Genomic DNA, 19,151 nt, shown 5'->3' on the forward strand with positions numbered 1-19,151 from the left:
GGCGGTTGAATCGGTAAGCCCGGGCCTTTCCATATAGTCTGACAGGACATGGCTGCCAGACGCTCGTCGATTTCCCGAAGGCGTACGGCATCATTTCAGGGAAGGCGATAAAACGAACCACGACTTATGACCAGGACCAGAACCATGTTTCTGGGACCAACGTATAATGTATACATTATGCATTAAGGCGCACGCTCATCGTCAAGCTGCTTTCCTGTTCGTTCACGATGAGACACGACATGACCAACACGCCACACGCCTCTGAAACGCACCGTCCCCTGATTGCACTTGCCATGGGGGATCCTGCCGGTATCAGTCCGGAACTGACGGCCCGCCTGGCCGCCGATGAGCAGGTCAATGCCGCCGCCAGACTGGTTATCATCGGTGACCGACGCATATTTGATGAAGGCGCCCGTGCAGCAGGACTTTCCCCGGAACTGGTCGACACTACCCTTGAGGCGTTGAAGGGCAGTGCACCGGATAAGGTCGCCTTCGTGGATCTTGGCCACCTGACGCCTGAAGAGATCGAGCAGGGCGTTCCATCGCTGGCAGGCGGCACGTTCTGCTCACGCAATTTCAATGAAGCACTGGCACTGGCCGGCGACGGCCATGTCGAAGCGGTCTGCTTTACGCCGTTCAACAAGCAGGCCATGCGCTATGCCAACCCCGACTACGACGACGAGATTCGATTTGTAACTCGCGCCATTGGCTTCGAGGGCAAGGCACGTGAATTCAACATTCTGGACAACATCTGGAATGCGCGGGTGACCTCGCATATCCCGCTGGCAAAGGTGGCCGAATCGCTGAGCCCGGGCGCCATCCTCGAGGAGCTGGCGCTGACCGATCAGTGTCTGCGCCAGTCCGGGATCGAGTCGCCGCGCATCGCCGTGGCAGGGCTCAACCCTCACGCCGGTGACGGTGGCAATTTCGGCAGCGAAGAGGAAGAGATCATTGCCCCCGCCGTTGAACAGGCCGCCGAACGCGGCATCGAAGCCGTCGGCCCCTTTCCCGCCGACACCGTCTTTCTTCGGGCGCCACGCGAGGGTTACCACGCGGTGCTGACCATGTATCACGACCAGGGCCAGATCGCGATGAAGCTGATGGGCTTTGACAGCGGCGTCACCATGCTGGGCGGCTTCCCGTTCCCGGTCTGCACGCCCGCGCATGGCACCGCCTATGACATCGCCGGTCGCGGCATTGCCGATATTGGCGCCTCGCGCCAGGCCCTGCTGCTGGCCGCAAAAATGGCCTCACGCCTTCAGCAACAAGCGACCGCCTGAAAGGCGATCATTCACGCTTCAAGCAGCGCGCTGTCCTGATCAGACAACGACCGATACAGGCAGCGTCCGATAATGCAGTGACGCTCACCGGGAGAAGCACATGAAAGTTTCCGTACTGGCGGCCGGCATGGTCGCACTGGGTCTGGCAGCACATGGACAGGCCTCGGAGTTCCCGAACGATACGATCGAGGTGGTCACCCACTCCGGCGCCGGCGGCGGCACCGACCTGACCGCGCGTGCCATGATGCGCTCGGTTGAACCGCTAATGGAGACCGATATGGTCATCGTCAACAAACCCGGCGGCGCAGGTGATGCGTCACTGAAATATCTTGGTCAGCGCCCGGCAGATGGCTATACCGTCCTGACCTGGACCACCGGCCACGCCGTGCGTCAGGCCAAAAATGGCGAGACCGAGGCCACCGGACTGATCCCGATTGCACGTGCCACCAACGACCCTCAGGTGCTGATGACCAAATGCGGCGCCTATGAAGACGCCAAGTCGTTCATTGATGCCCAGAAGGACAAGGCGCTGCGCTATGGCGTCACCCATGTGGCCAACATTGACGATGTCTCTGCCTTCATGTTCGGCAGAGCGGCCGATATCGCTCAGCCCAATATCGTCTCCTTCAAGGGGGGTGGCGAGCTGCAGACCAACCTGGTCGGCGGCAATATCGACGTAGCGGTCATGAACTACGGCGAAGCCTCGTCACAGATCGAGGCCGGTACCATCTGCCCGATGGTGGTCATGTCCGACGAGCCGCTGGCAGAAGCCCCGGATGTGGCCACCACCGAGCAGTTGGGCATCGATGCCAATTATTCGACCGTGCGCGGTTTCGCAGTACGTGAGGGTACCCCCGACGCCGTGGTCGAAAAACTGCGTACCGTCATGATGGAAGGCATGCAGGACGAAGAGTTCGGTAAATTCCTGACCAGCACCATGGGGCTGGATCCGAAGACGTCCGTCGCCGGCGCTGAAGTCTGGGGAGAACAGATGGACAGTTCTGTGGCCCGAATGAATCAGGCGCTGATCGAGCTTGGGTATATCAAGCCCTGAGGCATGCAGTAGATGACAGGCAGGAGGACGGGTGGTCGTACTGACCACCTGCCCATTACTGACATCCCTTTCATGTGATCGAGGTCTTCATGCGAAGTACCTTTACCCTGCGCGCTGCCATCCCCCTGGCGGTTGTCACGCTGGTGGCTCTGCTGGCCATACTGCGCGCCTTCAGCTTTGACGAGGTGCCAGCCATTCTGGCGCGCGGCATGCAGCCGGCCACCTTTCCGCAGTTGGTCGCCGGTCTGACCGTGGCCCTGGCGCTCATCGCTTTCCTGCAGGATCTGCGTCACCCGCCGGCGCCGCAAACCGCACTGCCACGCATCTACTATCTCACCTTGATCCTGATGGCGCTGTTTGCCGCTTTGCTGGTGCTCAATCTTTTTCTGGTGGCGCTGATCGCTGTAACGCTTGGGGCCGCCCTGATGTGGGGTGAACGTCGGCCGCTGATGCTGATCATCATGGCGCTGGCACCGCTGGCGGCGATCGTGCTGTTCGATATGGTCTTTGAGGTTCGCTTCCCGCGTAGTCCGCTCATGAATCTTTATTATCAATGGAGCTGAGCCATGGATCTGATTCTCTCCGGATTTGGCGCGCTGGCCGACCCCGATCTGCTCCTGCTGATCGTGATTACCACCCTGGCAGGAACCGTGATCGGCGTGCTGCCCGGGCTCAGCGGCACCACCGGTGCCGCGCTGGTACTGCCTTTCACCCTGACCATGGACCCCATCTCGGCGGTCGTGGTGCTGGCCACCATTTATGGCTCCTCAACGTTTGCCGGCTGTATCACGGCGATACTGATCAATACCCCCGGGACCTCCGCCTCGGCCACCACCTGCCTGGACGGCTACCCACTGGCCCGCAAGGGCGAAGCAGGCCGGGCCATCGGCATTGCAACACTGTCCTCAAGCTTCGGGGGCGTGATCAGTGTGCTCTTTCTGCTGTTTGCCGCTCCGCTTCTGGCCGGCATCGCCTATCAGTTCGGTCCGCCCGAGTACTTTGCGCTGACCATCTTCGGTCTGTCGATGCTGGCCACCATTGGCGGCGGGTCACCGGCCAAAAACCTGATCGCCGGCGCGCTGGGCGTGCTGATCGCCACCGTCGGCGTGCATCTGGCCACCGGCATCGAGCGCTACACCTTTGGCAGCGACGCGCTCTACGACGGTATCGGTTTCGTACCGATCATGATCGGCCTTTTCGGCATTGCCGAATTTCTGCGTCAGTCCACCGAGCTGGGGGTCAAGCGCGAAGTCATTGGCATGAGCGCCACACGACTGCCCTCCTGGGCCGATATCCGACGCATCAGGAATACCGTCCTGCGCTCTACCGGCATCGGTACCTTCATCGGTGTCCTGCCGGCAGAAGGGGCGACCATCGCTTCGATGATCAGCTACAACGAGGCGCGGCGTACTTCCAAAAACCGGGAGGAGTTCGGCCATGGCGCCATCGAAGGCGTCGCGGCGTCCGAAGCGGCCAATAATTCGGCGGTCGGCGGCTCGCTGGTGCCGACCCTGGCGCTCGGCATTCCCGGCAGCCCTACCGCCGCCATCATCCTGGCCGGCCTGCTGGCACAGGGCGTACAGCCCGGACCCACTCTCTTCAACGAGCAAACCAATCTTTTAAGCGCGCTTTTTGCCGCGCTGTTGCTGGGCAATATCCTGTTCATTGGCGTAGGTCTTGGCGGTGCCAGAATCTATGCCCGCATCACTCAGATGCCGATACCGATCCTGTGGCCGCTGGTGTTCATGTTCTCGGTACTCGGTGCCTACGCTATTCGCCAGTCGGTGTTTGATATCTACATTACGCTGGCCTTCGGGGTGATCGGGTTTCTGATGCAGCGCTACGGCTTTTCAGTGGTATCGCTGGCCATTGGCCTGGTGCTGGGCGCCATGGTGGAACAGCGTCTGGACCAGAGTGTCGCGATGTATGACGGCAACTGGCTGTTGATGTTCACCCGCCCCATCGCACTGGCGTTTTTTGCCCTGACGCTTCTGACCCTTTGTGCGCCGCTGCTCGCCCGATGGCGACAGAAAAGAAAGGCCCATCATGGCGGATTTGAACAGCGAGCACGCTCCTGAAGTCCGCGTGCCGATCATGGTCTGCTACTGCCCGACGCTTGCCGTCGGGTTTTTATATCCCTCTCAATCAGCGCTGACTGCAAATGGGCGCAAGCCGCTCAAACCTCTCCTTCAGGGTCTCTTAAGCCCGAAACAGGTCTTTTCCAGCACAGTGACGTCTAGAAGCAGAATGTCACATGACGAAATCCAGAATAATCAATCGATGAGGACGAAGCATTTCTCCTCTGAAAGCAAGGGATTATGGGGCATGAGCGGCACATCATCCGACGACAGAGGGCGGACAACGCTCGGCGTGCTGTCCGGTGCACTGGCCAGAAAGGCACGCAGATCCGTAACATCACGCGTCAATGACAAACTGTATATCTCACTCGTTTATCGGCGTGAATTCGGCCGGTTTCCGAATCTGAACAACCCGCAGACCTTCAATGAGAAGATCTGTTGCCGGCGTTTTGATCCCGAACCGGTCTATACGATCCTGAGCGACAAGCATGCGGTGCGTGACTATGTGGCGGCCACCGTGGGTGACGAATATCTGATTCCGTGTCATGGCCATACCACCGAGCTGACCCCGGAGCTGTATCAGGCGCTACCGGAAAGCTTTGTCATGAAGGGCAACCACGGCTCGGGCTTCAATCTGCTGGTGCGCGACAAGCACACCTACTCCTGCCAGCAGCTGGCAGGCATCGGCCGACACTGGCTGGCCGCCGATTACTATCTCGTGAGCCGCGAGTCTCATTACCGCAGGATTCAGCCCCGGCTGTTGTTTGAAAAGCTGCTGCTGGATGAATACGACCGTCCGCCTATGGACTTCAAGTTCTACTGTTTTCGACGCCCAGACCGGCGCGACCCCGAGATCTATATCGAAGTGGTGCAGGACCGCTTCACCGACTTTGCCGTGGATTACTATGACGTCGACTGGAACCTGGTAGAGGTCGTTCAGGAGAAGTTCACCACCGGGCGGCGTCTCCCGAAGCCTGAAAAGCTTGATGAGGCCATTGAGGTGGCCAAAAGACTCTCGGAAGGGTTTGACTTTGCCCGGGTCGATCTTTATCTGACGGCCGGGCACGTCTACTTTGGCGAGATCACCTTCACCCCGACCGGGGGGCTCAAGAACTTCAGAACGCCCGCACATGATCGATGGTGGGGCCAGCTGATGCAGCCACTGAGAAAACCCTTCACACCAATGCCATATCCCGAGACGGTCGACATGCCCTGGCCCGACATCGAATAACGCTTCACGCCCGCCAGGTCGCCAGAAGCCCGGCCACGAACACGAAAAGCCCACCAAACAGGCGATTGAGCAGGCGCTGCTGGCGCGGTGAGCGCAGCCAGCGCGCCACCAGGGTGGCCAGACCGGCAAAGCCGCACATCACCAGAATATCGATCCCGATCATGGTCGCCCCCATGACGGTCAACTGCGTCACCCGCGACAGCGCCGGGTCAAGAAACTGCGGCAGCAGCGCGATCATGAAAATGGTGGCCTTGGGGTTGGTCACATTGACCAGCACGCTTTTCCAGAAGCGCGTGAGCGCCGCCTCACGAGGCGCATCACCTGAGGAGGCCTCGATATCCATGGCCTTCTCGCGCCATTTGCTGATACCCAGATAGATCAGATACGCCACGCCCACCCATTTGATCACCATGAAGGCAAGCTCTGACGAGGCCAGCAGCGCCCCCAGACCGGCCCCCACCACCAGAATCTGGATGCCAAGCCCCACCTGAAGACCCAGAATGGCCGGCAGGGTTCGCTTGAGCCCATAGCGCAGACCGTTGGACATGGTGTTGATGGCGCCCGCCCCGGGAGTAATGCTGATCAGAATGGAGGCGGCCAGAAAGGCCCAGAAGAGTTCAGCGGACATGACGGCATTCCCAGGGCAGGAGACAGGAGGGGCCTATATTACGCCGATGCCTTCGATGGAGAAATATCGCCCATCGACTCTGACAGGCTTCATCACCGTGTTTTGGTGCCTTCCGGCATCACGTCCGGCACAGCTCGGTCATCAGCGCCGCCAGCGTTTCAAGCCTTGAGGCCGGCATGCGCACGCTCGGCCCGGCGATGCCAAAGCCGGCCCGCAGCTCGCCCTCTTCCAGCCAGGGAACGGCCACGGCATTGAGCCCCGGCAGATAGTTTTCCTCATCCACGGCATAGCCGCGCTCGGCGATGCGATCGATCTCACCGGCAACATCAGGGCCGATTCGACTGGCATGCAATGACAACAGCTGCTGTCTGAGTATCGGCATGAAAGCCAGAAACAGCAGACCAATGGCCGAGCCTTCCATCGGTGTGCGCTCCCCCTGCTGACTGGAAGCGCGCAGGGTTTCAGGGCTTTCGATGGCATCCAGAAAGAACACCTCATCGCCGGAGGGCACCGCCATAAACACCGTCTCACCGCTGGCCTCGGCCATGGCTTCAAGGCGTGGGCGCAGCCGTCGACGCAATCCGCTGTCATCACCGGCAATGCGCGCGAGATTAAGAATACGGTCCCCCAGATAGTAACGGGTGTCGTTCGGCCGACGGCGCACGTATCCGAGCGCCCCCAGCGTCTTGAGAATGTTGTGCGCTGTTGTGGTCTTGAGTTCGGTGGCCTCGGCAATCTGCTGCAGGCGCAGGTTACCGCCGGCATGGGCAATGCATTCCAGAATATGGAGTGCCCGCTCAATGGACTGGATCATGGACAAAAACCTTCCGAAATATTCACTATTATTGAATATTTATAACTTATTTGAAAAATATTTCTTTGATACTAAATTTAACGTTATTCACACTTGGATAAAGGATCGCCTTTTTCATCGCCGCACGCGGCAATCCAGAAGGGAGTTCAACATGACACGTTCCATGATGGCTCGCATTACGCCTGTCGAGGGTCAAACGTCGCAGGTCAGGCATCACGTTGAAGCGCTGGCCCGCCGGGTACGCCGGGAGGCCGGCAATATCCGCTTCGAAACCCACGAGGCCAGCGACGCCTCGGGTTTTGTCATCATCGAGGAGTACCGCGACGACGACGCCTTCCAGCGCCATCTGGCCATGCCACATACGCAGCAGTTCAATGCGGCGCTCGAGTCGCTTGCCGAAGGCGGCGCTTCCAGTGTTACCGAGCTTGCGCCACTCGGCGAGCCGGACGATTCACCTGCCGACATTCGCGCCATTGATCACGTCGGCCTGACCGTGCCGGATGTCCAGGCTGCGTCGCTCTTTTTTGCCGACGCCTTCGGCGCCCGTCGCGTGTATGACGTGCTACCGCGCGATGGCGACGACATGGCGGGCGAAGGTCCGGAAAAGGAGCTCGGCCTGAGCGCCGGCACCCGCATCGTGCACATGCGGTTGATGCGCATCGGCAACGGTCCCTGTCTCGAAATCTTCCAGATGGAAGATGGCGAGCAGCAGGCACCACCACGACTGCAGGATATCGGCCTGACCCACTTTGGCCTCTATGTCGATGACATCAAGACTGCCGTACAGCGTTTTGAGGCTGCCGGCGGCGAGCTGCTGTCGCCGACCCACCCGCTTGCCGGCGTGGAGAACGGGCCCCGTAACGCCGGCGTCTATGGCCGTACCCCCTGGGGAATGCTGGTCGAACTGCTGAGCTACCCGGACGGCATCGACTATTCGAACACGCCCGGCAACGCCGACGAGGCCAAAACCCTGCGCTGGACCCCACACCCCTGAGGTATTTCGCCATGATCAAGATGACCATGCTGCTCAAACGCCACCCCGATATCAGCCATGCCGAGTTCGTGCGCCACCATATCGAGACCCACGGCCCGCTGTTTCGCTCCATTCCGGAAGCCGCGCAGCATGTGCTGCGCTATATCCAGACCCATCCGTCGGAGGGGGATTTTCCCGTACCGCAGGCCGACTTCGACGGCACCGCCGAGCTCTGGTTCGACAGCATTGAAGGCATGCAGGCCGTACTGGGCTCAAAAACCTACAAGGAGAAGGTCTTCCCTGACGAGCAGACCTTTCTCGATCACGACAACACCCTGATTCTGGTCGGCGAACAGACCGAAATCATCGCCTCTTGAACACCGATGGAGCCCCGGCTCTACACTCTTTTTTCATCAAACCATCACGCAAGGAGTGGCCCCATGGTCAGCAAAACCGAGATTCATGCCCAGCAGCAGGAACTGCCCGGCAAGGAAGGGCTGATGCAGCCGCCCGCCGAGTTCATCCGCCCGGGCTATCGCGGCAGCGGCAAGCTGGAAGGCAAAATTGCCCTGATTACCGGTGCCGACAGTGGCATCGGTCGCTCAGCGGCGATCCACTTCGCCCGTGAGGGCGCCGATGTGGCCGTGATGTATCTCAGCGAGGAAGACGATGCTGAAGAGACAAAGCGGCTGGTGGAAGCCGAGGGTCAGCGCTGCCTGCTGATCGCGGGTGATCTTCGTGATGCCGCCTTTTGCCGGGCATCACTGCAGAAAGTGATCGATCACTTCGGTGGACTCAACATCCTGGTCAATAACGCCGGCACCCAACAGGTCAGCACCAGTCTGACCGAGCTGAGCGACGAGCAGTGGGAGCAGACCTTTGCCACCAACATGCACGGCATGTTCTACCTGACCAAGGCCGCGCTGCCGTATCTGGGCGAAGACGATGCGATCATCAATACCGCCTCGGTGAACGCCTATATCGGTCCCGACTTTCTGGTCGACTATAGTGCCACCAAGGGCGCGATCATCAGCTTCACCCGCTCGCTCTCCAACCAGGTCGTGGGTCGCGGCATTCGGGTCAACGCGATCGCCCCCGGGCCGGTCTGGACGCCGCTTCAGCCGGCCACGCTGGGCGCCCACGACCCGCAGATGCTGGAAGATTTCGGCTCGGAGACACCCATGGGCCGCGCTGCCCAGCCCTGGGAGCTGGGGCCATGCTATGTGTTTCTGGCCTCGCTGGACGCCGCTTTCATGAGCGGCCAGACGCTGCATCCCAACGGGGGTGTCGTGGTCAACGGCTGATCCCTGCCGGCCGGAAGACCGGGGAGTGCCCGCAGGCACCCTCCGGTCGACCAGGGTGGCATGGACATTTGTGTGCTCCGGCCTCATCAATGGTGGCCGACATCTCACTACCCGGGGCGAAGGAGGCCCTGCCCGATATGCCCGGAACAACATCGAACCTTCCCCCGCATCAGAACAGCTGGCTGGATCGCCCCTCGCATCATCACTGGCTCGAGGCCGAGGGTGAGCGCCTGCTGGCCTTCTACCGTGCCTCTCGCCATCCCGAATGCGGCTTCGCGGCGCTGGATGACCAGGGGCGCCTGCCCGACGGCGCGCGCCCCGACACCATGATCACGGCGCGCATGACCCACTGCTACGCACTGGCGGCCATGCGCGGTGAACCAGGCGCCATGCCACTGGTAGCGCACGGCGTGGTGGCACTGCGGGGTGCCCTGCACGACAGCGAACACGGTGGCTGGTATGGCGCGCTACCACGCGAGGGCGAGACACAGACCAAGCAGGCCTATATCCATGCTTTTGTGGCACTGGCCGCCGCCAGCGCCTGGCAGGCCGGCCACGAAGAGGCCGGCCCGCTGCTTGATGACATCATCGATATCCTCGAGACGCACTTCTGGGATGAACACGAAGGGCGGCTGCGTGAAGGCTTTTCTCGTGACTGGTCCGAGGATGAGGCCTATCGTGGCGGCAACAGCAACATGCACGCCACCGAAGCCTTTTTGCAGCTCGCCGACGTGCTTGAGGACGCCAAATGGCGTCAGCGTGCCCTGTCGATCATCGAAAGGATCATCCACGCCCATGCCCGGCCCAACGATTATCGCGTGGTCGAGCACTTCGACAGCCACTGGCAGGAGTGGCGCGACTACAACCAGGACAAGCCCGGCGACCCGTTCCGCCCTTATGGTGCCACGCCGGGCCACGCCTTCGAGTGGGCACGACTGCTGCTGCACCTGGAAGGCAGCCTGCTGCGCCATGGTGAGCCCGCCCCGGGCTGGCTGATCGAGGACGCCCGTGGTCTGTTTCACAGCGCCACCGAACTGGCCTGGCACGTCGATGGCGAGCCCGGGCTGATCTATACCCACGACTGGGACAATCAGCCGGTGGTGCACGAGCGCATGCACTGGGTCGTGGCCGAAGCATCCTCCACCGCCGCCATGCTGCTCAAGCGCACCGGCGATGAGGGCTACGAGCGCTGGTATCGCTGCTTCTGGGACTACATCGACCGCTTCATGATCGATCGCGAGCATGGCAGCTGGGCGCAGGAAGTTGACCGCCACAACCGCCCTTCGAGCAGCGTCTGGTCCGGCAAGCCGGATCTCTATCACGCCTATCAGGCCACGCTGCTGCCACGCCTGCCGCTGGCGCCTACCCTGGCGCGGGCGATCGCTGACGGCGCCCTCTAGCCCGGAGATGAGGTCCCGGCCCTTTGGCTTGAGCCCTGGCTGAAGGCGCCGGGCATCGACACGACAGACGTGCGAGGCTGGATCGATCCCAACCCTATCGATTCAGCCCTTCGGGAGAATGCCCATGCGTATCGCGCCGTTGCTGTCGCCTGTCGTTGCCCTGATGCTCACCTCGCCGGTCATGGCCGAGCCGGTCCCTGTCGGTCCGCCCAACGCCCCTGATCAGACGCCAGCCTTCGAGGGCCAGACCCGCGCGCCGCAGCTGGAGGGCACGGTCCGCCTCGATACGCAGACCGTGGCCGACGGTCTCGAACATCCCTGGGGGATGGCCTTTCTTCCCGATGGCAACATGCTGGTGACCGAACGCCCCGGGCGCCTGCGCCTGATCACACCCGAGGGTGATATATCAGAGCCGATCAAGGGCCTGCCCGAGGTGGATGCCAGAGGCCAGGGTGGACTGCTGGATGTCAGTCTCGGCCCCGATTTCGACACCGAGCGATGGGTCTATCTGAGCTACGCCGAGCCACGTGGCAACGCCGAAAACGCCACCGCCGTAGCACGCGGCAGGCTCAACGAAGACAGCACACGCCTGACCGATGTCGAGACGATCTTCCAGCAGCAGCCGGCCTGGGCGTCCACCAAACACTTTGGCTCCAGGCTGGTCTGGGGCACCAACGGCATGCTCTGGATCACGGTCGGTGAGCGCTCACTTGTCGAGCCACGCCAGCTGGCGCAGACACTGGACAACACGATCGGCAAGGTGGTCAGGATCAACGCCGACGGCTCGATGCCCGACGATAACCCCTTCGTGGGTCGCGATGAGGCGCGGGATGACATCTGGTCGCTTGGTCACCGTAACGTGCAGGGTGCCGCCCGCCATCCACAGACCGGCGAGCTCTGGACCATCGAACACGGCCCGAAGGGCGGCGACGAACTCAATCGTCCCGAACCCGGCCTCAACTACGGCTGGCCGGTGATCACCTACGGCGAGGATTATTCCGGTGCGCCCATCGGCCAGGGCATCACCCAACAGGACGGCATGGAGCAGCCGGTCTATTATTGGGACCCGGTCATCGCGCCCGGTGACATGACCTTCTATACCGGCGACCGCTTTGACGGATGGCAGAACAATATCCTGATCGCCTCCCTCGAACCGGGAGGCATTGTGCGCCTTACGCTGGAAGAGGGCCGGGTGACCGGCGAGGCGCGCTATCTGGAAGAACTGGGACGCGTACGCGATGTCGATCAGGGGCCGGACGGGGCGCTGTGGGTGCTCACCGATAAAGGCGATGGCGCACTGATTCGCGTCGTACCAAAGGAGTAACCACTTACCCACCGATGACAGCGCCCGCGTGATCAACCACCGCGCGGGTGCTGTCGTCCATCAGGTGATGCAGTCCCACATTACGTTGCCGTGGGGCGTCTGCAGCAAGAGTGCCCGCTGGCCGATGCCGAATCCTGGCGTGCTGAGAAGGCTCAAAAGCCCGGGAACGAGCTGCTCGAACACGTTGGCATGCTGTGCCAGAAGTGCCTAGGGGCGGGTCCAGCGCTGCCCGTCAGCCGGCACGTACTGACGCTCGTCCTCACAGACAGGGCAGCTTGTAGGTGGGTGCTCACTATCAATGTACTGCACGCCACAGGTAGTGCATAGAAACCCTGGCGCTATCATCATGCCCGTCTCCCGAGACCAGAGCCCGTTGCTGCGATTCAGGGCAGGGATGACACCGTTTACCCTGAACTGCTGCCCGGCGCATAAAAATACCCCCGGCTTTCACTGGGGGTATTCAACGAATCGGCGACTCTTTCAGGGCTAGTAGCCCGAATCTTCCACAACCCGACCCGACAGGGCATTGGCCGCGCAGATCTGGGCCAGATGGCTGAGCCCCTGAGGCACATTGCCCAGATGCTCACCGGTGGAAGGATCGACCATCTCGGTCAAAAGCCCCAGGTTGCCGTTGGTGGCCTCGAGCGCCTCGTCCATCAGTTCGCGGGCCTCCTCCTTCTCGCCCAGCGCTGCCAGCGCCTCGACCATCCAGAAGGAGCAGGCGACAAAGGCCCCTTCTTCCTCGTGCGCGCCGGAGTAGCGATAGATCAGCGCGCCGCGACCCAGCTCCTGGCGGATGGCACGATAGGTCGAGAGCATGCGCTCGCGATTGACCTCGGCGCCGAAGCGATGGGTCAGACACAGGGCCGCATCCAGCCCTTCCACACCTTCATGAAAGACATAGGCGCCGCGCGCTTCCGACCAGCAGTGCGCTTCGATCCACTCGGCGATGCGATGGCGCTCGCGCTCCCAGCGATCTTTCCAGGTAATTTCGATGTGGCCCTGTTCGGCCAGCTGTACCGCATGAGTGAGTGCCAGCCAACAGGCCATCTTGGAGTGCGTATAGTGCTGATAGTCGCCGGGCAGCTCCCAGATGCCTGCATCGCGCACGCGCCAGCGATCGGCACACTGATTGGCCAGATCCTCCAGCAGCCGGGCCGTCTTGATATCGATGATGTGGCCGGCATCGATAAACAGCGACGCCGTGGCCAGCATGTCGCCGTACATGCCCAGCTGGATCTGGTCGCGGGCGTTGTTGCCGACCCGCACCGGCTGAGAGTGCTTGTAGCCGGTCATCATCGGATAGGTTTCGGCCGGAATCAGCTCCCCCTGGAGCGTATAGCACACCCGCATATCCGGTCCGTGACGACGAATCGTCTGGGTCAGCCACGAAAAGGCCGCCTGCGACTCCTCGATGGCCCCGGCATGTACAAAGGCCTTGATGACCATGCAGGCGTCGCGCACCCAGGCGTAGCGATAGTCATAGTTCTTGTCACCACCGAGACGCTCCGGTAGCGAGGTGGTCGCCGCCGCGGCGATCGCACCGCTGGGCGAATAAAGCAGGAACTTCAGCGCCAGCGCCGAGCGGTAGACCCACTCGGGATATTCACCGTTGAAGTTCAGCTTGTCGATCCAGTCACGCCAGGCGAAATCGCTGACCTCGATACGCTCATCAATGCTGTCGATCGAGGGCACCGCCAGCGGCTGTCCCTCGGCGGCAAGCAGCGCCACCATCGAGCGGTGCCCCTCGCGGGCGGTGAGCGTGCCCCGGGCGTAGCGGTCACAGCACTCGCTGATCTCCACGTCATCGGAGCAGCGCAGCATCGCCATCAGATGGCCAATGTTGTAGACCCGTCCAATGGTGGTCTCCTGCAGCCAGGGGCTGACCGTTTCAGTGCGGGTGCCAGCGTGAAAGCAGATATCGAACGCCACCTCGCCCTCGAGCCCTTCCACGCGACGGGCCAGCTCGCACCAGGGCAGACGCCCGGCGGTGTTGCTGTTGATCGATTCGGTGACCCGCGCCTTGCCGCCCTCGGTGACGAAGGTGGTTTCCAGCACGTTGCTGTTGTTGCGATAGTGACGCTCGACGCGGTAGTCATCGCGCGGGGTGAGCGAGAAGTAACCGCCCACTTCGGGTTCGAGCAGCCGGTCGAAAAGCGGCGGATCATCCATGCTCGGCGCACACCACCAGTCAATGGCGCCATCCAGGGCGATCAGGGCTACCGAACGCCCTTCACCAATGGCGGCATAATCACCCAGCGGGGCAAAGCCATCTTCCCGGGCAGGATTGGCAACCTGTCTTTTGGTCATCGACACACATTCCTTGATTTCAAACGCCACACCTCATGTGCAGCCGATGGATCACGAGTGCGCCGACCGGCCACCGTGCAGGGCGGATTTCCGGCGCGCATCGCAGTAATAGATATGGATTAACCTTTACTGTGGACGCCCGGTCGCCATGACGCCAATGTCATCACGCTGCGTTAAGCTGAAGACCCCGGCCCACGGGCGCTTGTTCAACGCTACCCGGGGTGCCATGCCGGTGGCTGAACCGGTTCGGCCCGGCTTTCTCGCACGACGACTCTGGACATCGCATGATCTTTCTTCTTTATCTCGCACTCGGCATCGTGGCCGGCATTCTGGCGGGGCTCTTTGGTGTGGGCGGCGGCCTGATCATCGTCCCGGTGCTGATCTACAGCTTTACCCTGCAGGGCGTCGACCCCGGCGTGATGACGCATCTGGCGGTGGGCACCTCACTGGCTACCATCGTGTTCACCTCGATCAACTCGATTTACGGCCATCATCAAAAGGGCGCCACACGCTGGCCGCTGGTGGGCTGGATGAGCATCGGCATCGTGGTCGGCTGTGCGCTGGGGGCGCTGACCGCTTCCTGGATTCCGGGCAACGACCTGCAGATGGTGATCGGCGTTTTTGCCATCGCCATGTCGATCCAGATCGCCTTCAACCTGCGACCAAAAGGCGGCGGTAGCGACTATCGACCGCCGGGCAGGCCATGGCTGATCGGCGGCGGGACGATCATCGGCTGGGCCTCGGCCATCTTTGGCATCGGCGGCGGCTCGCTCACCGTGCCGTTTCTTTTGTGGCGCAACCTGCCGGCCCAGCAGGCGGTGGGCACCTCGGCGGCCTGCGGCCTGCCGATCGCCATTGCCGGTGCGCTCTCTTTCATGTGGTTCGGCCATGGCCATACCGACCTGCCCCCGTGGAGCATCGGCTACGTCTATCTTCCAGGCATGCTGGGCATTGCGCTGACCAGCATGGTCTCGGCGCGCCTGGGCGTACGCCTGGCGCATCGGCTCTCGCCGACGCTTTTGAAGCGGCTCTTTGCTGCGCTGCTGCTGGTGATCGGCATCAACTTTCTGCTCCAAGGCGTGCCACATTCGCTGAATCACGGCTGAAGGGTCCACACTGGACGATGGACGCTGCCCGAGCCGGGCACGCACTGCCTGTTCGATCCGTTGCAGGAACACAAGGAGGTTATCGTGGAATATCGCAATCTGGGCCAGTCGGGCCTGCGCGTTTCGACCATGACACTGGGCACCATGACGTTCGGCGGCGAAGGCCGAATGGCCAGTCTCGGTAATACCGATGTCGAGGGCGCGCGCCGCCAGATCGACATGTGTATCGATCGCGGCGTGAATTTTTTCGATACCGCCAACATGTACTCGGCCGGCGCCTCGGAAAGGATTCTGGGCGAGGCGATCAAGGGCCGGCGCGATGACCTGCTGCTGACCACCAAGGTGCGCTTTGCGATGGGCAACGGCCCCAACGACAGCGGGCTGTCGCGCCACCATATCCTGCGCCAGCTCCATGACAGCCTTGAGCGGCTGCAGACCGACTACATCGACCTTTACCAGCTGCACGAATGGGACGGCCTGACACCGCTGGAAGAGACGCTGGCCACCATGGATCAGCTGGTGCGTGACGGCAAGATTCGCTACTACGGCGTCTCCAACTTCACCGGCTGGCAGATCTCGAAGGCTCTGCTGCTGTGCGAGCGTTACGGCTTTACCCGCCCGATCAGCCAGCAGATCCACTACACCTCCCAGGCGCGCGACGCCGAATACGAGCTGATGCCAATGGCGGTTGATCAGGGACTGGGCACCATGATCTGGAGCCCGCTGGCCGGCGGTCTACTGTCGGGCAAGTATCGCCGCGGCCAGAAGAATCCGGACGGCACCCGCTTCAGCCAGGGTTGGACCGAACCGCCCATTCGCGATGAGGAGCAGCTTTACACCCTCATCGACACCCTGGTCGAGGTCGGCAAGGCCCACGGCGTCTCCGCCGCCCGGGTGGCGCTTTCGTGGATTCTGGGTCGGCGCGGAGTCACCACTGCCGTGATCGGTGCGCGCAGAAACGAGCAGCTCGAGGACAACCTGGCCGGCGCTGAACTCCAGCTTGCCGATGACGAGATTCGCGCCATCGAAAAGGCCGGCCGCCCCCCGCTGATCTATCCCTACTGGCATCAGCAGCGTACCGCCTCCGCGCGATTCAATGATGTGGACCGCCTCCTGCAGCAGCCGTGGCTGGATGAGCAGCACGGGGCGTGATCAACCCTTTGGACGGCGGATACGACCTGCCGCTGAACGCACCTACTTTCGTCTGATGGCCGGTTGTGAAACTATCGGAACATGGGGCCGCCTGGTCAGGAAGGTGGTCCCGATGTCCAATCAACAACAACGAGCCATTCATCATGCCACAGGATCCTTCACGGCCCGCCTCACCACGCACCTCAAGGAAACGTTCGTTTCAGATTCCGCATATTTACGCCATCCTTTTCATTTTCATCCTGCTGGCCGGCCTGGCCACCTGGCTGATCCCGGCGGGTGTCTATGACACCATCCCCGGTCCCAATGGCCGCACCACTATCGATGCCGATTCCTTCCACTGGGTGACCCCCAGCCCGGCCGGGCCGACCGAACTGTTGCTGGCCATCCCGCGCGGACTGCTCAGCGCCGGTGAAGTGGTGTTCTTTACCCTGTTGATCGGCGGCATGTTTGCGGTGCTGCGGCGTACCGGCATCATCGAGCTGGGCGTTGATCACCTGACCCGCCATTTTGCCGGTCGCAGCCTGTGGGTGATCCCGGTGCTGATGGTGCTCTTTGCCGTGCTGGCCACCATTATCGGTACCCAGGAGCTGTCGCTGGTTTATGTACCGGTGATCCTGCCGCTGTTGATCGCCCTGCGCTTTGACTCGGTGACCGCCGCCGCCATCGCCCTGTGTGCCACCACGGCAGGCTTTGCTGCCGGCGTCATCAACCCGATCAATACAGGCCTGGCGCAGCAGCTGGCCAATCTGCCGCTCTATTCCGGTTTCGGGCTGCGCCTGGTCGCGCTGATCGCCATGCTGGTCGTCGCCGTGTTCTGGGTCATTCGCTATGCCCGGCGCGTTCGGGACAACCCCGAGGCGAGCCTGATGAATGACGAACCGGACGAGCAGCAAAAGCGTGCGCGCTATCAGCATGCCTTCAATGAAGCGTCAGCCCCCGCCACCGGACGCCAGAAGCTCTGCATCGTGGCCACGCTCGCGCTGTTCGGCGTGCTGGTGTACGGCGTGCTGGGCCGCGGCTGGTTCATGTCGGAAATGGCCGGGCTCTTTATCGTCATGGGCGTGGTCGCCGGTCTGATTGCGGGGCTGAAGATCGACGAGATCTGCGAAGGTTTCAACGAAGGCTTTCGGGACGTGCTGATGGGCGCCATGATCGCCGGCATCGCCCGCGCCGTAGCGGTGGTGCTCGAGGACGGTCAGGTGCTCGACACCATGGTCCACGGTCTGGGGCATCTGGTCGGCGGGCTGCCCTCGGCGCTGTCGGCACTGGGCATGTACCTGGCACAGCTCGGCTTCAATTTCGTGGTGCCTTCGGGCAGTGGCCAGGCGCTGGTCACCATGCCGATCATGGCACCGCTGGCCGATGTGGTCGGCGTGACGCGTCAAACGGCCGTACTGGCCTATCAGCTCGGCGACGGCATCGGCAATATTCTCTACCCCACCTCGGGCTATTTCATGGCAACGCTGGCGCTGGCCGGCGTCCCCTGGCAGAAGTGGGTGCGCTTTTTCCTGCCGCTGTTCGGCCTGTGGGTGCTGATCGCCTTCGCGCTTTTGATCGTCGCCCAGGCAAGCGGCTGGCACGGCTGATATCGGGACGATGCCTGATACGTTCAGGCCGTGTGACATGATAAAGGGCGACCTCTCGGGGTCGCCCTTTATCATGGTGAGCAGCCACGAAGCGGCGCAAACCTTCCAGGATGCCGATTCAGCCTCTGCGTCTGGAACGGGCCATGCGCTCTTTCTCGGCCTGCACTTCCGACAGGACTTCCTGTACGTAGTGGATATGGCGCTGAGCAATCTCGCGTGCGGCCTCGGGCTGTCGGTTCATGATTGCCTCAAACAGCTCACGATGCTGATCCGTGAGGATCTTGCGGGTCTCGACGCGCTGGGCATACATCCCGCCAATATTGGTCACCACGTTACGCTTGAGCAGATCAAACAGGCCGCGAATCGTCTGCAGCAGCACGCCGTTATGGCTGGCTTCGGCAATCGCCAGATGAAAGCCGGCATCTGCCGCCCCTTCATCGGCCTGTGTGGTCGGGCCTGCGTTGTCATAGCACTGCTGAAGTCGGTCAAAGGCCGTCTGCAGCCGCTCTCGATCCGGTTCAGTGGCGCGCTGTGCAGCGTAAAACGCACAGGCCCCCTCCAGCGTGTGGCGAAACTCGAGGAGATCGCGCTGGGCATCGGGGCTGTTTTCCAGCAGCAACAGCATCGGGTCACTGAAGGTAGTGCCCAGCGAAGGCGTCACGTAGGTGCCGCCACCCTGCCGGCTGCTGAGCAGACCATTGGCTGTCAGGCGCTGAATGGCCTCGCGTAGCGAGGGTCGGGATACCCCGAACTGCTCGGCCAGCACGCGCTCGGCCGGCAGCCGCTCGCCCGGCTTGAGGGTGCCTTCAAGAATCATCGACTGCAGCTGCTCGACGATGCCATCCGCCAGCCGGCGATGACGTATCTGACCGACTTCCATACCTGCTCCTTTATTGGTATTACCAATTATT

General features: G+C 61.9%; 17 protein-coding genes. 13 read left to right on the top strand and 4 right to left on the bottom strand.

Translation table 11 applies throughout. The features are described from left to right. Positions 1–239: 239 nt before the first annotated feature. The 5 genes from BM079_RS07635 to BM079_RS07655 all read left to right on the top strand — a co-directional run bounded on the left by BM079_RS07635 (position 240) and on the right by BM079_RS07655 (position 5,643). Positions 240–1,280, top strand: a complete 1,041-nt coding sequence (locus BM079_RS07635) for a 4-hydroxythreonine-4-phosphate dehydrogenase PdxA (RefSeq protein ID WP_090132558.1) — start codon at positions 240–242, stop codon at positions 1,278–1,280. A 100-nt stretch (positions 1,281–1,380) separates the two neighbouring features. Further along, entirely contained in the window at positions 1,381–2,334 is a 954-nt protein-coding gene (locus BM079_RS07640; RefSeq protein WP_217639651.1) for a Bug family tripartite tricarboxylate transporter substrate binding protein, read from the top strand. Between the two features lie 89 nt (positions 2,335–2,423). After that, complete coding sequence (locus BM079_RS07645) at positions 2,424–2,897, top strand: tripartite tricarboxylate transporter TctB family protein (RefSeq protein ID WP_139215277.1); 474 nt, start codon at positions 2,424–2,426, stop codon at positions 2,895–2,897. A 3-nt stretch (positions 2,898–2,900) separates the two neighbouring features. Then, the gene (locus BM079_RS07650; RefSeq protein WP_090132564.1) at positions 2,901–4,412 is read left to right on the top strand and encodes a tripartite tricarboxylate transporter permease; all 1,512 of its coding nucleotides are present in this window, start codon (positions 2,901–2,903) and stop codon (positions 4,410–4,412) included. Positions 4,413–4,659: 247 nt separating this feature from the next. Continuing rightward, complete coding sequence (locus BM079_RS07655; protein WP_175489636.1) at positions 4,660–5,643, top strand: ATP-grasp fold amidoligase family protein; 984 nt, start codon at positions 4,660–4,662, stop codon at positions 5,641–5,643. Positions 5,644–5,647: 4 nt separating this feature from the next. Here the strand turns inward: BM079_RS07655 and rhtB are convergent, their stop codons facing one another. Together rhtB and BM079_RS07665 are read right to left on the bottom strand one after the other, a co-directional pair. Next, a complete protein-coding gene (gene rhtB, locus BM079_RS07660) occupies positions 5,648–6,271 on the bottom strand; it encodes a homoserine/homoserine lactone efflux protein (RefSeq protein ID WP_090132571.1) in 624 nt (207 codons plus the stop codon). 118 nt (positions 6,272–6,389) lie between these two features. Beyond that, positions 6,390–7,085: an IclR family transcriptional regulator gene (locus BM079_RS07665; RefSeq protein WP_090132574.1), complete on the bottom strand. Its 696-nt coding sequence runs from the start codon at positions 7,083–7,085 to the stop codon at positions 6,390–6,392. A 151-nt stretch (positions 7,086–7,236) separates the two neighbouring features. Between BM079_RS07665 and BM079_RS16585 the strand changes: the two genes are divergently transcribed. From BM079_RS16585 to BM079_RS07695, 5 genes are all read left to right on the top strand, one after another. Continuing rightward, entirely contained in the window at positions 7,237–8,079 is an 843-nt protein-coding gene (locus BM079_RS16585) for an antibiotic biosynthesis monooxygenase (RefSeq protein WP_175489637.1), read from the top strand. An 11-nt stretch (positions 8,080–8,090) separates the two neighbouring features. Beyond that, positions 8,091–8,435, top strand: coding sequence for an EthD domain-containing protein (locus BM079_RS07680; protein WP_090132581.1), 345 nt, complete (start codon positions 8,091–8,093; stop codon positions 8,433–8,435). A 63-nt stretch (positions 8,436–8,498) separates the two neighbouring features. Further along, complete coding sequence (locus BM079_RS07685) at positions 8,499–9,362, top strand: SDR family oxidoreductase (protein WP_090132584.1); 864 nt, start codon at positions 8,499–8,501, stop codon at positions 9,360–9,362. Positions 9,363–9,499: 137 nt separating this feature from the next. After that, a complete protein-coding gene (locus BM079_RS07690; protein ID WP_090133263.1) occupies positions 9,500–10,762 on the top strand; it encodes a D-mannose isomerase in 1,263 nt (420 codons plus the stop codon). A 124-nt stretch (positions 10,763–10,886) separates the two neighbouring features. Continuing rightward, the gene (locus BM079_RS07695) at positions 10,887–12,086 is read left to right on the top strand and encodes a PQQ-dependent sugar dehydrogenase (protein WP_245742870.1); all 1,200 of its coding nucleotides are present in this window, start codon (positions 10,887–10,889) and stop codon (positions 12,084–12,086) included. 486 nt (positions 12,087–12,572) lie between these two features. Here BM079_RS07695 and BM079_RS07700 read toward each other — a convergent pair whose 3' ends face one another. After that, on the bottom strand, positions 12,573–14,396 hold the full coding sequence (locus BM079_RS07700) for a glycoside hydrolase family 15 protein (protein ID WP_090132593.1): 1,824 nt from the start codon (positions 14,394–14,396) through the stop codon (positions 12,573–12,575). 284 nt (positions 14,397–14,680) lie between these two features. On the opposite strand from BM079_RS07700, the gene BM079_RS07705 reads away from it, so the two are divergent. The 3 genes from BM079_RS07705 (at position 14,681) to BM079_RS07715 (ending at position 18,240) form a co-directional block, all read left to right on the top strand. Beyond that, positions 14,681–15,502 (top strand): sulfite exporter TauE/SafE family protein, encoded by an 822-nt coding sequence (locus tag BM079_RS07705; RefSeq protein WP_090132597.1) that lies wholly within the window; start codon positions 14,681–14,683, stop codon positions 15,500–15,502. A gap of 84 nt (positions 15,503–15,586) precedes the next feature. Further along, positions 15,587–16,654 carry an aldo/keto reductase gene (locus BM079_RS07710; protein WP_090132602.1) on the top strand — a complete coding sequence of 356 codons (1,068 nt, stop codon included), beginning with the start codon at positions 15,587–15,589 and terminating at the stop codon, positions 16,652–16,654. A gap of 143 nt (positions 16,655–16,797) precedes the next feature. Beyond that, a complete protein-coding gene (locus tag BM079_RS07715) occupies positions 16,798–18,240 on the top strand; it encodes a YfcC family protein (RefSeq protein ID WP_090132607.1) in 1,443 nt (480 codons plus the stop codon). 118 nt (positions 18,241–18,358) lie between these two features. Here BM079_RS07715 and BM079_RS07720 read toward each other — a convergent pair whose 3' ends face one another. Next, the gene (locus BM079_RS07720; RefSeq protein WP_090132611.1) at positions 18,359–19,120 is read right to left on the bottom strand and encodes an FCD domain-containing protein; all 762 of its coding nucleotides are present in this window, start codon (positions 19,118–19,120) and stop codon (positions 18,359–18,361) included. Positions 19,121–19,151 lie beyond the last annotated feature (31 nt).

The sequence above is a fragment of the Kushneria avicenniae genome (genome assembly GCF_900112585.1).
GTDB classification, from domain to species: Bacteria; Pseudomonadota; Gammaproteobacteria; order Pseudomonadales; family Halomonadaceae; genus Kushneria; species Kushneria avicenniae.

Excerpts from the sequence above, each read along its gene's own strand:
- rhtB (WP_090132571.1), bottom strand. The coding sequence starts at position 6,271 with ATGTCCGCTGAACTCTTCTGGGCCTTTCTGGCCGCCTCCATTCTGATC.
- BM079_RS07690 (WP_090133263.1), top strand. The coding sequence starts at position 9,500 with ATGCCCGGAACAACATCGAACCTTCCCCCGCATCAGAACAGCTGGCTG.
- BM079_RS07715 (WP_090132607.1), top strand. The coding sequence starts at position 16,798 with ATGCCACAGGATCCTTCACGGCCCGCCTCACCACGCACCTCAAGGAAA.
- BM079_RS07720 (WP_090132611.1), bottom strand. The coding sequence starts at position 19,120 with ATGGAAGTCGGTCAGATACGTCATCGCCGGCTGGCGGATGGCATCGTC.
- BM079_RS07700 (WP_090132593.1), bottom strand. The coding sequence starts at position 14,396 with ATGACCAAAAGACAGGTTGCCAATCCTGCCCGGGAAGATGGCTTTGCC.
- BM079_RS07650 (WP_090132564.1), top strand. The coding sequence starts at position 2,901 with ATGGATCTGATTCTCTCCGGATTTGGCGCGCTGGCCGACCCCGATCTG.
- BM079_RS07645 (WP_139215277.1), top strand. The coding sequence starts at position 2,424 with ATGCGAAGTACCTTTACCCTGCGCGCTGCCATCCCCCTGGCGGTTGTC.
- BM079_RS16585 (WP_175489637.1), top strand. The coding sequence starts at position 7,237 with ATGACACGTTCCATGATGGCTCGCATTACGCCTGTCGAGGGTCAAACG.
- BM079_RS07705 (WP_090132597.1), top strand. The coding sequence starts at position 14,681 with ATGATCTTTCTTCTTTATCTCGCACTCGGCATCGTGGCCGGCATTCTG.
- BM079_RS07635 (WP_090132558.1), top strand. The coding sequence starts at position 240 with ATGACCAACACGCCACACGCCTCTGAAACGCACCGTCCCCTGATTGCA.
- BM079_RS07665 (WP_090132574.1), bottom strand. The coding sequence starts at position 7,085 with ATGATCCAGTCCATTGAGCGGGCACTCCATATTCTGGAATGCATTGCC.
- BM079_RS07680 (WP_090132581.1), top strand. The coding sequence starts at position 8,091 with ATGATCAAGATGACCATGCTGCTCAAACGCCACCCCGATATCAGCCAT.
- BM079_RS07640 (WP_217639651.1), top strand. The coding sequence starts at position 1,381 with ATGAAAGTTTCCGTACTGGCGGCCGGCATGGTCGCACTGGGTCTGGCA.
- BM079_RS07685 (WP_090132584.1), top strand. The coding sequence starts at position 8,499 with ATGGTCAGCAAAACCGAGATTCATGCCCAGCAGCAGGAACTGCCCGGC.
- BM079_RS07655 (WP_175489636.1), top strand. The coding sequence starts at position 4,660 with ATGAGCGGCACATCATCCGACGACAGAGGGCGGACAACGCTCGGCGTG.
- BM079_RS07695 (WP_245742870.1), top strand. The coding sequence starts at position 10,887 with ATGCGTATCGCGCCGTTGCTGTCGCCTGTCGTTGCCCTGATGCTCACC.